Source organism: Aminobacterium sp. UBA4908, from assembly GCF_002398115.1.
In the GTDB taxonomy this organism is placed as follows: domain Bacteria; phylum Synergistota; class Synergistia; order Synergistales; family Aminobacteriaceae; genus Aminobacterium; species Aminobacterium mobile.
Genome location: NZ_DHCG01000002.1, coordinates 598,628 through 611,799 on the forward strand (window position 1 = coordinate 598,628; position 13,172 = coordinate 611,799).

A 13,172-nucleotide genomic window follows, 5' to 3' on the forward strand; every position below is an offset into this window, starting at 1 on the left:
CCGTCCCTCCTTATGCCATCCAGAACAGCAACCCCTGTTCCAGGTCTATTCTAAAAGCCAAGACTGCGTCTACATCATCCTCTTGTGTCCCAAAGGAAAACTTCCGCCCTTTGGACTCTTGAGGGTGATGCTGCGAACCTCTTTCATCCCTTACATCTACAGAACAATCAGCTAAAATCAATCCTTGTTGTTGGAAGGAAGATTTTAAAATAGGCAATTGCTCTTGAACTGTCTGTCTAAGCTGCTCGTTTCCAACGCGAAACAGTGCTTCCAGCCCTCGCTGTGTGGACACAAGTTCTACATCAACCCGCCCTAAAGCTGGAGGATCTATAACAACAGTAGCTCTCGTTTCTCCTCGCGTATGAAGAAACCGTAAAACATGAGACAAGCCTGTCTGAAAACATTCTGACGGGTCCCCTCCAAGATAGACACCTCTCTGAAGAGCTACTTGTGCCGCAGAGAATTCTGGCTGTTTGGTAGATACAGTTCCTGCCAAAAGGACTCCCTCCTCCTGCACTTTATGACGAGAGACAGAAGGTTCTTTTTCTAAAATTTCAAAAGGCATCATCGCCTCTTTGCGAGAGAAGAGCGTAGAAGAGGCACTCCCCTCATAAACAGGCATCTGTATACGAAAAGCTGATTCCCCTTGTGCTTGTCCCGAACTTTTCTCCAATAAGGAGGAATCTCCCGCTTGTTTTATTTTTTTATCGCTCAAATAGAGAGCCTCTTCTTTAGATATATTTTGTCCGTTCACCACAGGCTTGTCTGAGGTAATCGCAACCCTTTCCACAACTGCAGTAGCAGAATCCATACCGTTTTTTATAAGAGAAACTTTACGTGGAGATAAACCTAAAAGCTTCTCAAATTCTTTCTTTTTTGAGGGAAACGGTGAATTTGAAATATTCTCTTCTGTGTCGTCGTTCCCTTTTTCTTCTGGAACCAATAATGATGGAGCATCCTCTGTTCCCTCTGTTTCTTTGTCTAAACGAAGAGAATCAACTTTTTCTTCAGACTTCCATCCTGATCGCAGTTCCGACTTCAACTCTAACACCCCATCTTGTTCGCTTTCAGCTTTAGATGAAGATGAAATCATCGCGCTTGAAGTCCTCAAAGGTGCGCATCCTAGAAGAGAGAGGGACAAATCTGGCATTACGTCTCCCTTGATTTCCTTCTCATCTTCCTTCTCATCTTTGTTCTCTTCTTTGTTCTCTTCTTTGTTCTCTTCTTCTTTTATTTCGTCTGTGCCTGTAATATCTACGAGAGAAACATTTTCTGCTAACAACTCTCTGTTCTCTCCCGTCAAGAGAGTCATGAGAAGGGCAAAATCCATATTTTGTAATTCAGCTGCTCCTTGAAACATTGTTTCATTACTTTCTGACTGACTCTGCCCACAAAAAAAAGACGAAGAGATCAATTGAAAAAGGCTATCGGACATGCACTTCTCACCTGTCTTTCTCTAGAGCAAGCTGCTCTGTCAATCGTGCCGATCGTGCAGGGTCCATACGTGCCAAGATAGCTGCAACTCCATCTTCCGGCATATGAAGCAGGATTTCCACTGCTAAATCTCGTTTTAGCTCTTCCAAAATGGAAGCAGCCTTGCGAGGCGACATCTCCTGAAAGGTCTGGACTAAAGATTGAAATGCTTCTACAGTTTCTGGCTCTTTTTTTATTTCCTGTTTTTGCGAAGCGACAAAAGCAGCCTCTTTCACAGCCAATTTTTTTTCTTTCTCTACTAATTCCGTCATTAACATATCGATATGAGCCTGAGTTTCATTCATAGCTGCCTCTTGCTCATTGAGACGCTCTGTCCACTCTTCAAGCTCCATACGTCTTCTTTCATCAGCAGAAAGAGGAAGAGATGATGTAAGCCCCAAACGTTCTGCCAAGGGGTGTCCTACTACAGGCAACTTATATAAAAAGGAAGACAGCGTTGGGCGTAGATCCCAAACTCCTGTTAAGTAAAGACCCGTAATAATGCCAATGACCACAAAAAAAGCAATAAAAAAAAAGCTCCACCTCCGACGTCCCTTTCCCTCTCTCTTGCGAGAAGAGGCAAGCCGAGATGAGCTCTGTTCTTCATCCACTTCCTGTTCTACTTCAGGCCAGAGTTCCTCAGGCATTCTTTAATCGCTCCCCATATTTCTCCTATATTCAGCTAATACATTTCGAACATATCGCTGAGTTTCCGAAAAAGGTGGGATCCCTCCAAAAGAATCGACTCTTGCCGGACCTGCATTATAAGCAGCAAGCACCTTCTCTACGTCCCCATTATATTTATCGGCCAGTAAAGCGAGATATTTTACTCCCCCACGGATGTTTTCTTCTGGGTCGAAAGGATCAGATACTCCTAACATTTGAGCCGTTCCCGGCATAAGTTGCATAAGCCCCATCGCTCCTTTAGGAGAAAGAGCATCTTTATTGCCACCAGACTCCATCTTTATCACAGCCCGTATAAGGTCCTCGTTCACACTGTAAGCTCTTCCATATTTTCGAATAGCCTTTTCCGCCGCAGATTGAGGATCCTCTACATGAGGTCTTTTTTTAAAGGCCGTACTTCCAAAAAGCTCTTGACCCCTCTCTGCTTCCTGAAGGACATGGACGAATTGTTCTTTTTTCTCCATCTCTCTTTTAAGGGGAGGTACTGGATAAAAACGCTCCTGTATTTGGGAAATGCGATTAAAAACTCTTTCCATTCCCATCTTACCAGTCATTGTGTCACTCTCCCATCTTTTCCACATGGCGTACAGAAGCTATATCGTCAAGCTCTTCTTGCTCCGCCAACAACAAAAATTCTCGATACTGATATCGAAGCTTCCCTACATATTTTTCCATAATGCGTACTTCTTTATGTTTTTCCACTAATCTTTCTTCTGACTGACAAATACTTTCCCTTACTTTTTGAAGGGCCTCATTCGCTTGATGGATTTCTTCTTCTATAACGTCGATAGCCTTACGGCGGTACCACAGACTTGGCCTTCCTGGTCTTCAAAAATACTTAAAGCTTCCTGCCTTTGCTGTTGAAGCCCTTTTACACAGAGAATGATACGGTCTTCATGATTTCTAGCCTCACTTAAAAAAAGGCGCTCTTCATCACGAATTTTTTCTCTTGTGGTAAGGATCCTTTGGAAACGCTGAATTTTATTTATCATGCTTCCCTAACGCTCCTCCAATTATGGAACCGCCCTTATTCTTTTTCGGCTTGAGGGGCAAGAGACATAAGCCATTGCGTTGTTTCGTCCAAAGAAAAATGTTCATCTGTTTTCTGACGCAAAAAATTGTGGATTGACTCTATATGTTTCAAAGACCAATCTATTTTGGGGTTGGATCCATCTTTATAGGCCCCTATATTAATAAGGTCTTCAGCTTCACTATATGTAGCCAGGGCTTCTCGAACACGGGCTGCGGCACCGAGATGCTCTCTAGAAACAACGGAAGACATAACTCGACTTACGCTATTGAGAATATCAATGGCAGGATAAAAATTTCTGGAAGCTATCCGCCGTGAAAGAACTACGTGTCCGTCTAGGATACCGCGGACTGTATCGGCAACTGGCTCGTTCATATCGTCTCCCTCAACGAGCACGGTATAAATTCCAGTGATACTTCCCCGTTCTCCTGCTCCAGCCCGTTCAAGAAGTCTCGGGAGCGTTTCAAAGACAGAAGGAGTATATCCTCGCGTAGTAGGAGGCTCTCCTATAGCTAAACCAACTTCTCGTTGAGCTCTCGCCACACGAGTAACAGAGTCCATCATCAAAAGAACATTTTTACCCTGATCCCTAAAAAACTCCGCAATGGCCGTTGCCGTCAAAGCCGCCTTCAGGCGAATAAGAGGGGATTGATCCGATGTGGCAATAACAAGAACAGAACGACGCAAACCATCAGACCCTAAATCATGGTCTATAAATTCTCGAACTTCACGGCCCCGCTCCCCTACGAGGGCAATGACATTTATATCAGCCTCAGTATTGCGGGCCATCATGCCCAGCAGGGTGCTTTTCCCTACTCCGGACCCTGCAAAAATACCAATTCGCTGGCCTGTTCCAAGGGTCGTAAGACCATCTATTGCTTTAACTCCCACAGAAATAGGGGTTCGGATCATCTGCCTACGAAGGGGGTGAGGGGGTTCAGCATAAAGAGGATACAGGTCAGATCCAGCTATAGGCCCTTTATCATCCATAGGTTGTCCGAGACCGTCGAGCACTCTTCCTAAAAGCCCCTTGCCAACATGAACTCCAAGGGGACGTTCCTTAGAAACAACGTCACAACCTGGTCCCACATCTTTAAGGCTTCCTAAAGGCATAAGAAGAACTCTATCCTCTCTAAAACCGACGACTTCTGCGTTAAGTGAACGTAAGCTGTCTCGAAATCGTATTTGACATAAATCTCCCACCCTCACATCAGGGCCTTGAGACTCAACTACGAGGCCAACGACCTGCACAACTCGGCCATTAATTTTAATAAGCTGCGTTTTTGAGAGGCGAGATTCAAGTACATCTAAAAGATGTGCTCTATTCTGGTTGGGCGTCAAGGCTGGAGCCCTCCTCCATAAGCAACGTATCTATTTCTTCGTTAATTTGCTCAAGCTGTGTTCTCCAGCGGGCATCATAAATACCCATATTCGTTTCAACTATGCAACTTCCTGCGTCTACATGGTCATCTGCGTGAAATTCCAATATTTTAATCCCCCGTAAGAGATCACTATATGCATTTTTCTGACCCTCTATAAAGTCCAGATCGCAGGGGTGAAGGTATATAACGACTTTCTCCTTATCACTGATCCGATGCAAAATCGCTTCCAATACGCGAACTGCCGTTTGAGAATCTATAGAAACACTTCTCTTAAGCATTCTCGAGAGGGTCGTTTCCCATAATCTTATAAGGCAAGGAAGATGATATTGGGCAAGAGAAGCCCTCTCTTTAGAGAGAGTTTCATGAATTGAATTAAATGACTCAACAAGTCTGGAAAATCGGTGAAAATATTCTTTTTCCACTTCCTTTTGGGCCTTAGATTGACCTTCTGTATACCCTTTTTCTTGCCCCTTTTGGAACCCCTCTTTATGAGCTTGTTTAAAAATTTTTTCCTTTTGCTCCTCTAAAGCAACTAGCACTTTTTTGTGCTCTTCTTCTAAAACAAGTTTGCGTTGAAGGAAATCTTCCTCCAGCGCTCGATTTCGACTAAGAGCTTCTTTTAGTTCCTGTTGGAGACTGGTAACTTCAAGTTTTAATTTATCTATTTCTAAAGCATGGCTATTTATGTCATCGGAAGGAAGAAGACGTTCGTTCTTCGTATCTTCCGGGAAAGACTTTTTCTGCGCTTCTTCAGAGGAAACACCAATACGAACTGCTTCCGGCAAAATTCGAACCGCTCGAATAATATTATGGCGGATATATTTAGACAACCAACTCTTCCTCTCCGCCGCGAGAGATAACTATTTCTCCTACATCTTCCAGCGCACGAATTACATTGACAATTTTTTGCTGTGACTCCTCTACGTCTCTTACACGTACAGGCCCCATAAATTCCATGTCCTCTTTCAACATTTCAGCAGCACGTTTCGACATATTCTTGAAAAATTTGCTCCGCAAATCTTCTGTGGCCCCTTTGAGGGCAAGAGCCAGTTCCTTCATCTCTACTTCGCGAAGGACTCTCTGTAAAGAACGATCGTCCATTTTAAGAATATCTTCGAAGACAAAGAGACGGCGTTTAATTTCTTCTGCGAGCTCTGGATCATTCTCTTCCAAGTGCTCCATAATATTTCTTTCTGTTCCTCGATCGGCATTATTAATAATATTCACAATAGCATCGATGCCACCAGCCAGAGTAAAATCTTGCCCCATGACTGTACTCAACTTTCTTTCAAGCACACGCTCCACTTCCCGTAAAACTTCAGGAGTAATCCTGTCCATCCGAGCTATCCGTTTAGCTACTTCTGCCTGCATTACAGCAGGAAGCCCACCAATTACTTGTGCCGATTGTTCTGGCTCAAGATACGACAGAATCAAGGCAATTGTTTGTGGATGCTCACCTTGTATAAAACTCAAAAGTTGTTGAGGATCAGTGTGGCGCATAAAGTCGAAAGGACGAACCTGAAGGCTTGCGGTAATTCGAGCCAGCAAGTTCTGTGCTCGTTCCGGTCCCAACGCTCGTTCTAGAATATCTCTAGCATATTCCACTCCGCCACGAGCCATATATTCTCTGGCCAATAACATTTCCTGTGCATCTTTAAGCACATCTAGCTTCTGTTCGGGAGTAACTTTCCCGAGATTTGCTATCTCAAGAGTAATGACTTCCATGGTGGCTTCATCAAAATGTTTGTAGATATCAGCTGCAATCTCATTCCCTAACGAAACGAGTAGAATCGCTGCCTTCTCTTTTCCCTGAAAATCCTTACTGCTTGACACACGTGCCATACTGCGTCCTCCTACCCCTCTATCTACATATCTTCAGAAATCCACTCTTGAACCAAGCTCGCGACCTCTTCAGGTTTGTTTTTCGCATATGCGCGCAACTGTTCTTCAAGAACAGCCAGCTCTCCTTGTGATTCCAAGAGCTCTGGCGATGCAAGAAGGTCCTGAATCGAAGGGATAGCGTTCCCACTCTCTACAGAACCTGTCCCCATCCCTTTCTGTTGACGAAGAGTTTTTCTCCTTCGCACCCACCAAAGAGCTCCGAGTGCAGACACAAGCAATAGAATCGCCAAGCCCACAAGGAACATAATGAGACGTGCACGGCGCTCTTGTTGCATTTGTTCCTTCAGCGCATCTGCCAAGGTAGTGGAGAACTTCATCCCCTGTATCACTAACTGGTCCCCACGATTTACATCCAGCCCTAAAGCAGGAGCAACAAGATTTCGAAGCTCTTCATTCCTATTTTCATCAAGCTCCGCATCTACAAGAACAGATGCCGTTAATCGCCGGACAGCCCCCGGTGTATCTATTTTCTCGCTCTCTCGCGTAGAAATCTCATAGTTACTCACCACATCTGTCTTATTGTATTCGTTCATACCACTAGAAGGAGCTCCGATAGCGTAGCCCGGTATATTTGTGGTTGTGCCAGGGGCACCTCCCACAGGAGAACCTGTACCAGTGAAACTTTCTTCCATATTCTGCTGGCTACGAAGAACGCCTTTTCCCGTTGATCCTGGGACATAATCTTTTTGCCGACTTTGTTTCTTATCAAAGTCAAGATCTACTTTTACCCGAACAACAACATGGCCCGGCCCATACACTCGCTCAAGCATTTGGCGAACTTTATGTTCCAATTCTTTCTCTTGTTGACGCTCGAGCTCTCGTTGTACGGAAGAAACCGTTTGCCCAACTCCCGACTGTGTATAAACAAAAAGCTCCTGATCCAAGAGATCTGAAAGCACCTTACCGCTCGTATCTACTACTGTAACATACTCTGGAGTCAACCCCTCAACACTATGAGATACAAGATGAACTATGGCTTTTACTTGATTCGGCCCAATTTCCCTGCCAGGCTTCAAACGAACAAGAACAGAAGCCGTAGAAGGTTGCTGCTGTTCAAGGAAAAGATGTTGTTCTGGGATTACAATATTTACCTTTGCATATTCTATAGCTTCTACCTGGCTAATTGTTCGGGCCAACTCCCCTTCAAGAGCCCTGAGGAACGTTACTCGCTGTTGAAATTCATTCATGCCCATCTTAGCTTCATCAAAAAGTTCAAGCCCAACATTGCCTCCCTTGGGCAATCCTTGTTGAGCAAGGGCCAAACGGACCTCATAAACTTGATCTTTAGAAAGCAAGATGGCATTCGCCGCAGGATCTAATCGGTAGGGTACTTTCTGTTCCTTAAGATAGGCCACAATTGAGGCCTCATCGCTTACATCGAGATTGGCAAAAAGGGGCTCATAGACAGGACGCCCTCCCCAGAGAATCAGCAATAAAAGAGCAGCCACAACCAATACGGCAGCTCCCATGATAGACCACTTCTGCCATTGTCTAAGCGAGGACCAAAATGTGAGAAATCTATTCTTTAACTGAATAAGCTCATTCATCTCAATTATCTTATATTATAAAGGAATAGAAACTAAACCGGCATGCGGGCGAGCTGCTGGTATGCGTCCAAAAGTTTATTTCGGACCTCGGTAATCATTCGCAACGCCATCTCTGCTCTTTGAACGGAAAGAACCACCGTCGACACGTCATCTACATCACCAACAGCAAGCTTTTGAACCATAACATCTGCATCTTGCTGAAGATCATTAACCTTTACGAGAGATTGGGTAAGAATATCTTCGAAAGAAGGATGCTGCGTGCAGTTGCCATCCACAGTAGACAGAGCGCTTTTCTTTTCAACTTGAGGGCCGAATTTGTTGAGATCAAGCCGAACAAGATCCATAAAAACCCTCCTCACGAGATTTAATAAATAATGTATAAATTATCCTATGAAAGCAACTGTTTAATTTTAGCATATCATTTCACTTCGCAACGACAAAAAAGGGGACACATGCTGTGTCCCCAGAAGGAAGTCATGTAGGCCTTATGGTTTAATTTAAAATTCTTAGCCGCGGAGGATATCCAAGGCCCCATTCCACATATTCTTAACTCCATCCGCTACTGCCAAATTCGCCTCGTATGATCGGCTGGCTGTCATCATATCTGCCATTTCTCGAACTACATTTACATTAGGATAAGCCACATACCCCCGCTCATCTGCATCTGGGTGGTCTGGCTGATAAACCAGACGGGGAGGTTGCGTATCTTCTGCTATATCTACAACTCTCACGCCTCCACCACACTGTCTTTTTTCCTCCGTTGCCAGAATTTCGGCAAAAACAGGAGTTTTGCGAGCATAAGAACCACCTGTTTCTGTTCGAGTCGTATTCACATTTGCCAGATTGGAAGCAATCACATCCATCCATAACCTATGGGCAGTTAAAGAACTCCCGGCTATGTCAATTGTGCGAAATACTCTCATCACCGGCCTCCTATAACAAGACGATACATGGAACTCTTCTTGCCCATCAACCTTGTCATGGCCTGATAAGCAAGGCGGGTTTCCGCCATTTTAGCCATCTCTATTTCCACATCTACATTATTGCTGTCAAGCCGCACTTTCTCGTCATAAATCTGATGATCCAAAGGCTGGACAGCGTTAATATTCAAAGGTCCTGTCGGAATATGTTTATTATGTGTCACCTCAAGAAGCAACGTATCCGGACCAAAAACAACTTTTTTTAGCTGATCTTCAAAAGAAATTTCTTTTCGCCCGTATCCCGGAGTATTGGCGTTAGCCAGATTGCTCCCCACAGCCTGAAAACGTCGAGCTAGACCTTCGAGGTCTTTTTCTGCCACCTTCCACGCTTTATCGACAATCACAGCTAATCACCCCCCTGAAAGTAATATCGGCCTTTTCTTTCTCAGACTTTATGCCTGGGGCAAAAACATTCCCAGCTCCTCTACGAAAAGTGGGCTGAGAATCTTTATAAACGTCCCCTTCATTCCTAAACTGCGGCTCTCTATAATACCGGCACTTTCGAGCTTTCTTAAAGCATTGACGATAACACTTCGGGTTACTCCTACTCTATCTGCGACTTTACTGGCTATTACAACTCCCTCATGAGCCCCAAGTTCCGCAATAATATGCTTTATCGATTCGACTTCAGAGTAAGAGAGAGCCCGCATGGCCATCTGAACAACAAGTCGCTCTCGTGCTCGCTCTTCAATGAGTTTGGTACGGTCATGAAGAATTTCAATACCAACAAGAGTTGCCAGATACTCTGCCAAAATAAGATCTTTCATGTAAAAAGGCTCAAAGAAACGAACCAATAACAACGTTCCCAAACGTTCAGCTGAACCATAAATAGGAACATAAAGAGTGTGTTTCTCTGGAGCATCTTCAGTTGTTACTTCATCATCAAAAAGATAACCATCTGTCTCGCTCAATATAGACTCTCGATGCTGGTTCATCCTTTCAACAAAATTCTCAGGCATATATCCTCTCTCAAGGAAATTGGCTACTGCCTCTGAATGATATTCACTGACCCAAGAATGGCCTAAAATTCGTCCGTCTCTATTAATAATATAGACATTTGCGGTAGAAAATTCGCAAAGAAGCTTTGCCAGTTTGTTATAATCTGGTTTTGTCCCTTCCCGTCTGCTTTGAAGGGCTCTTCCTACCTGTCTCGTCTTTTCAAGCAAATCTTTCATTGCTGGATCTTCGACTATAATAGAGTTTTTATCCACCATTTTCTTCTCACCTTTCACCATTATTAATCCCTCCTGATATTTTTAAAGCAAATATTTCCGCAAGTCTGTATCTTCCATGAGAGGAGAGAGTCTTTCTCGCACAAATTGAGAGTCAATGTGAATAGCCTCTCCCTGTCGCTCCGGTGCCGTAAAGCTAATATCCTCCAAAAGCTGTTCAATCATGGTATGAAGACGACGAGCGCCGATATTTTCCATTTCCGAATTCATTCTTTCAGCCATAATGGCAATTTCCTGGATGGCATCGTCGGAAAATTGTATATCCACATTCTCAGTGCTGATTAAAGCCTGGTATTGTCTTATGAGACTATTTTCCGGCTCTACCAGAATCCTTGCTAATTCCTCTCTACCCAGAGGTTGAAGTTCTACGCGAATGGGGAAACGCCCTTGAAGCTCTGGGACAAGATCCGAAGGTTTAACGCTTGAAAAAGCTCCTGCAGCTATAAAAAGAATATGATCGGTTTTAACTATGCCGTACTTTGTTTGTACAGAAGAACCTTCTACTACAGGGAGAAGATCTCTCTGTACCCCTTCCCTGCTAACATCAGGACCACTCGATGTCCCTTTCGACACGACCTTGTCAAGTTCATCTATAAACACGATGCCTTCTTCTTGTGCCTTCTCTAAAGCGATATTAGCAACACTTTCCATATCAATGAGTTTTTCTGCCTCTTCTGCCTGCAATATTTTACGGGCCTCTGCTACTTTCATACGTCTTTTCTTGGTCTTCTTGGGCAAGAGCCCTCCTAACATCTCACTAATATTCATTCCCATAGAATCCATACCTGCTCCACCAAGAAGGGGGATAGCGGCAGCCATTGCATTTTCGGTAATTTCCAACTCAACCTCTCGCTCATCGAGTTTTCCTGCTTTTAGTAGAGAAAGAACTTTATTACGGGTAGATTCCCGAATCTGATCTTCTTCTGAAGCCGAAACAGTCTCCGGTTCTTCTGCTTTTCCTGAAAAAATTTTCATAAAGTCAGGAACACCTGGTCGACGTTCCGGTTTAGGAATAAGGACATCTACAAGACGCAGCTCGGCCCTCTCCGCTGCCGGAGCTTGAACTTCTTCTATCTTATTTTTCTTAACCATGGCAACAGCAGCTTCTACGAGATCGCGAATCATAGATTCTACATCTCGCCCTACATAGCCTACTTCTGTGAATTTCGTAGCTTCAACTTTCACAAAAGGAGCTTGCGTAAGATCAGCCAGTCTTCTGGCGATCTCCGTTTTGCCCACACCTGTGGGCCCTACCATGAGAATGTTTTTAGGAGCAATCTCATTAGCCAAGTTTTGTGGAAGATTCCGGCGTCGAATTCGATTACGAAGAGCAATTGCCACTGCTTTCTTAGCCCTATCTTGTCCTACAATATAACGATCGAGGAATTCCACTATAAGGCGAGGGGTCAGATTGTGTCCCTCCTTTGGTACTATTATCATTCTCCAATCACCTCAACCGTTACTTCTTTATCTGTATAAATACAAATATCTGCAGCCAACTCAATAGAACGTTTCGCTATTTCTGGGGCCTCCCAATCACTTGCTTCCAAAAAAGCTCTCGCCGCTGCCAAGGCAAAACCAGCGCCTGATCCAATAGCAGCCACATTATGTTCTGGTTCAAGGACATCACCAGCCCCTGAAAGGAGAAGGGTATGCTCTTTATCTGCCACAAGCATGAGCGCTTCGAGCTTTCTTAGTGCCCGATCAAGTCTCCACTCCTTTACAAGAGAGACAGCTGCCCGCATTAAATCTCCACTGTTTTCTTCGAGACGGGTCTCAAAACGCTCTAACAATGTCATGGCATCAGCTGTACTCCCAGCGAAACCAGCAATCACTTTCCCTTTATAAAGACGACGGACTTTACGAGCACCAGCTTTAATGATCTGATCCCCGAGAGTAACCTGACCATCTCCAGCCATAGCAACTGTCTGCCCTCGACGAACGCACAGAACAGTAGTTCCCTTAAACAGCTCAATCATCTCCTCTTATACTAGAAAAAGCCTTATAGTAACTTTCTTTTAAATGTTCCGCCGTTACAGTAAGATAACGTTGTGTTGTTATAAGACTTTCGTGCCCTAACAGTTCCTGCATTACGCGAATAGAGGCTCCGCCTTCCAACATATGAGTAGCAAAGCTATGGCGAAGCATATGAGGAGTTACTCCAGAAAGGCCTACCCGCCGAGCCGCTCGAACAACAACTCTTCGAATTGTGCGAATAGCAAGATGCCCCTCTTCCTCCCCTGGAAACAAAAAAGGGCTCTTTTGTTCACATTCATCTCTCCATGCCAAAAGAGCCTGAACAGCAAGTCTCCCTACAGGGAGCATCCGTTCCTTACTTCCTTTTCCCTGTACCCGAATCCATCGTTCCGAAAGGTCTGTATCCTCCCAACGAAGAATGGCCAATTCCCCAATCCGAAGGCCACAACCATACAAAAGTTCTAAAATAGCACGATCTCGAATTGGGTCTGTCCCCTTCTGAGTTCCTTCTTCTATCATGGATGCAACCTGTTCGATGCTCAGAGCTCTGGGCAATCTAGCTGGAAGTCGTGGTCCTTTAATATTCTTCGCTAGATCGCGGGTTAAAACTTTTTTCCCCACCAAAAAAGAAAACCAGCTTTTTATAGCCGACAATTTCCTGGCCACAGAAGTACGAGCATAGCCAAAAGAAGCAAGGATTCGCAAATATTCTCGGATCAAACGAGCATCCACATCATGAACAGAAGTTACGTTTTGTTCCAAAAGGTAATGAGCGAACTGATTCAGATCAATAGCGTAATTCTCTATTGTATTCAAGGACATACTTTTGGCAAAACGCATCTGTTCCAAATAATAATCCAACGCAGATGATAACTTTTCAACCATGATGACATTTTACCATTTTTTTCAGCACACTTTCTACTTTTCTAAACAATAAAAATACTAAAAATTTAAATTTTTGCAAT

Annotated in this window: 16 protein-coding genes; all 16 read right to left on the reverse strand. The window is 44.1% G+C overall.

Translation table 11 applies throughout. The annotated features are described in order from the left end of the window. Positions 1-10: 10 nt before the first annotated feature. The 16 genes from B4J50_RS03805 to B4J50_RS03880 all read right to left on the reverse strand — a co-directional run bounded on the left by B4J50_RS03805 (position 11) and on the right by B4J50_RS03880 (position 13,092). Positions 11-1,435 carry a flagellar hook-length control protein FliK gene (locus B4J50_RS03805; RefSeq protein WP_286953937.1) on the reverse strand — a complete coding sequence of 475 codons (1,425 nt, stop codon included), beginning with the start codon at positions 1,433-1,435 and terminating at the stop codon, positions 11-13. A gap of 7 nt (positions 1,436-1,442) precedes the next feature. After that, positions 1,443-2,120 carry a MotE family protein gene (locus B4J50_RS03810; protein WP_286847898.1) on the reverse strand — a complete coding sequence of 226 codons (678 nt, stop codon included), beginning with the start codon at positions 2,118-2,120 and terminating at the stop codon, positions 1,443-1,445. A gap of 3 nt (positions 2,121-2,123) precedes the next feature. Then, a complete protein-coding gene (locus B4J50_RS03815; RefSeq protein ID WP_286847897.1) occupies positions 2,124-2,711 on the reverse strand; it encodes a lytic transglycosylase domain-containing protein in 588 nt (195 codons plus the stop codon). A 4-nt stretch (positions 2,712-2,715) separates the two neighbouring features. Further along, positions 2,716-2,859: a hypothetical protein gene (locus B4J50_RS03820; RefSeq protein ID WP_349679267.1), complete on the reverse strand. Its 144-nt coding sequence runs from the start codon at positions 2,857-2,859 to the stop codon at positions 2,716-2,718. Positions 2,860-2,933: 74 nt separating this feature from the next. Continuing rightward, positions 2,934-3,149 carry a hypothetical protein gene (locus B4J50_RS03825; protein WP_286953940.1) on the reverse strand — a complete coding sequence of 72 codons (216 nt, stop codon included), beginning with the start codon at positions 3,147-3,149 and terminating at the stop codon, positions 2,934-2,936. Positions 3,150-3,184: 35 nt separating this feature from the next. Further along, entirely contained in the window at positions 3,185-4,528 is a 1,344-nt protein-coding gene (gene fliI, locus B4J50_RS03830; protein WP_286847895.1) for a flagellar protein export ATPase FliI, read from the reverse strand. Then, positions 4,509-5,399 carry a FliH/SctL family protein gene (locus tag B4J50_RS03835; protein WP_286847893.1) on the reverse strand — a complete coding sequence of 297 codons (891 nt, stop codon included), beginning with the start codon at positions 5,397-5,399 and terminating at the stop codon, positions 4,509-4,511. Before B4J50_RS03835 ends, fliI begins: the two co-directional genes overlap by 20 nt. Continuing rightward, positions 5,392-6,411: a flagellar motor switch protein FliG gene (gene fliG, locus B4J50_RS03840; RefSeq protein WP_034326214.1), complete on the reverse strand. Its 1,020-nt coding sequence runs from the start codon at positions 6,409-6,411 to the stop codon at positions 5,392-5,394. Before fliG ends, B4J50_RS03835 begins: the two co-directional genes overlap by 8 nt. A 23-nt stretch (positions 6,412-6,434) precedes the next feature. Then, complete coding sequence (gene fliF / locus B4J50_RS03845) at positions 6,435-8,018, reverse strand: flagellar basal-body MS-ring/collar protein FliF (RefSeq protein WP_286847891.1); 1,584 nt, start codon at positions 8,016-8,018, stop codon at positions 6,435-6,437. A gap of 32 nt (positions 8,019-8,050) precedes the next feature. Beyond that, a complete protein-coding gene (gene fliE, locus B4J50_RS03850) occupies positions 8,051-8,362 on the reverse strand; it encodes a flagellar hook-basal body complex protein FliE (protein WP_286847889.1) in 312 nt (103 codons plus the stop codon). Positions 8,363-8,524: 162 nt separating this feature from the next. Beyond that, complete coding sequence (gene flgC, locus B4J50_RS03855; RefSeq protein WP_286847887.1) at positions 8,525-8,941, reverse strand: flagellar basal body rod protein FlgC; 417 nt, start codon at positions 8,939-8,941, stop codon at positions 8,525-8,527. Further along, positions 8,941-9,342 (reverse strand): flagellar basal body rod protein FlgB, encoded by a 402-nt coding sequence (flgB, locus tag B4J50_RS03860; RefSeq protein WP_286847885.1) that lies wholly within the window; start codon positions 9,340-9,342, stop codon positions 8,941-8,943. The genes flgC and flgB overlap by 1 nt, the downstream gene beginning before the upstream one ends. A gap of 48 nt (positions 9,343-9,390) precedes the next feature. Then, a complete protein-coding gene (gene codY / locus B4J50_RS03865; RefSeq protein WP_034326212.1) occupies positions 9,391-10,233 on the reverse strand; it encodes a GTP-sensing pleiotropic transcriptional regulator CodY in 843 nt (280 codons plus the stop codon). 21 nt (positions 10,234-10,254) lie between these two features. Then, complete coding sequence (gene hslU / locus B4J50_RS03870; protein WP_024821705.1) at positions 10,255-11,670, reverse strand: ATP-dependent protease ATPase subunit HslU; 1,416 nt, start codon at positions 11,668-11,670, stop codon at positions 10,255-10,257. Further along, positions 11,667-12,209, reverse strand: a complete 543-nt coding sequence (gene hslV, locus B4J50_RS03875) for an ATP-dependent protease subunit HslV (protein ID WP_034326210.1) — start codon at positions 12,207-12,209, stop codon at positions 11,667-11,669. The genes hslU and hslV overlap by 4 nt, the downstream gene beginning before the upstream one ends. Then, a complete protein-coding gene (locus tag B4J50_RS03880) occupies positions 12,202-13,092 on the reverse strand; it encodes a tyrosine-type recombinase/integrase (RefSeq protein ID WP_024821703.1) in 891 nt (296 codons plus the stop codon). The genes hslV and B4J50_RS03880 overlap by 8 nt, the downstream gene beginning before the upstream one ends. Between the last annotated feature and the right edge of the window lie 80 nt (positions 13,093-13,172).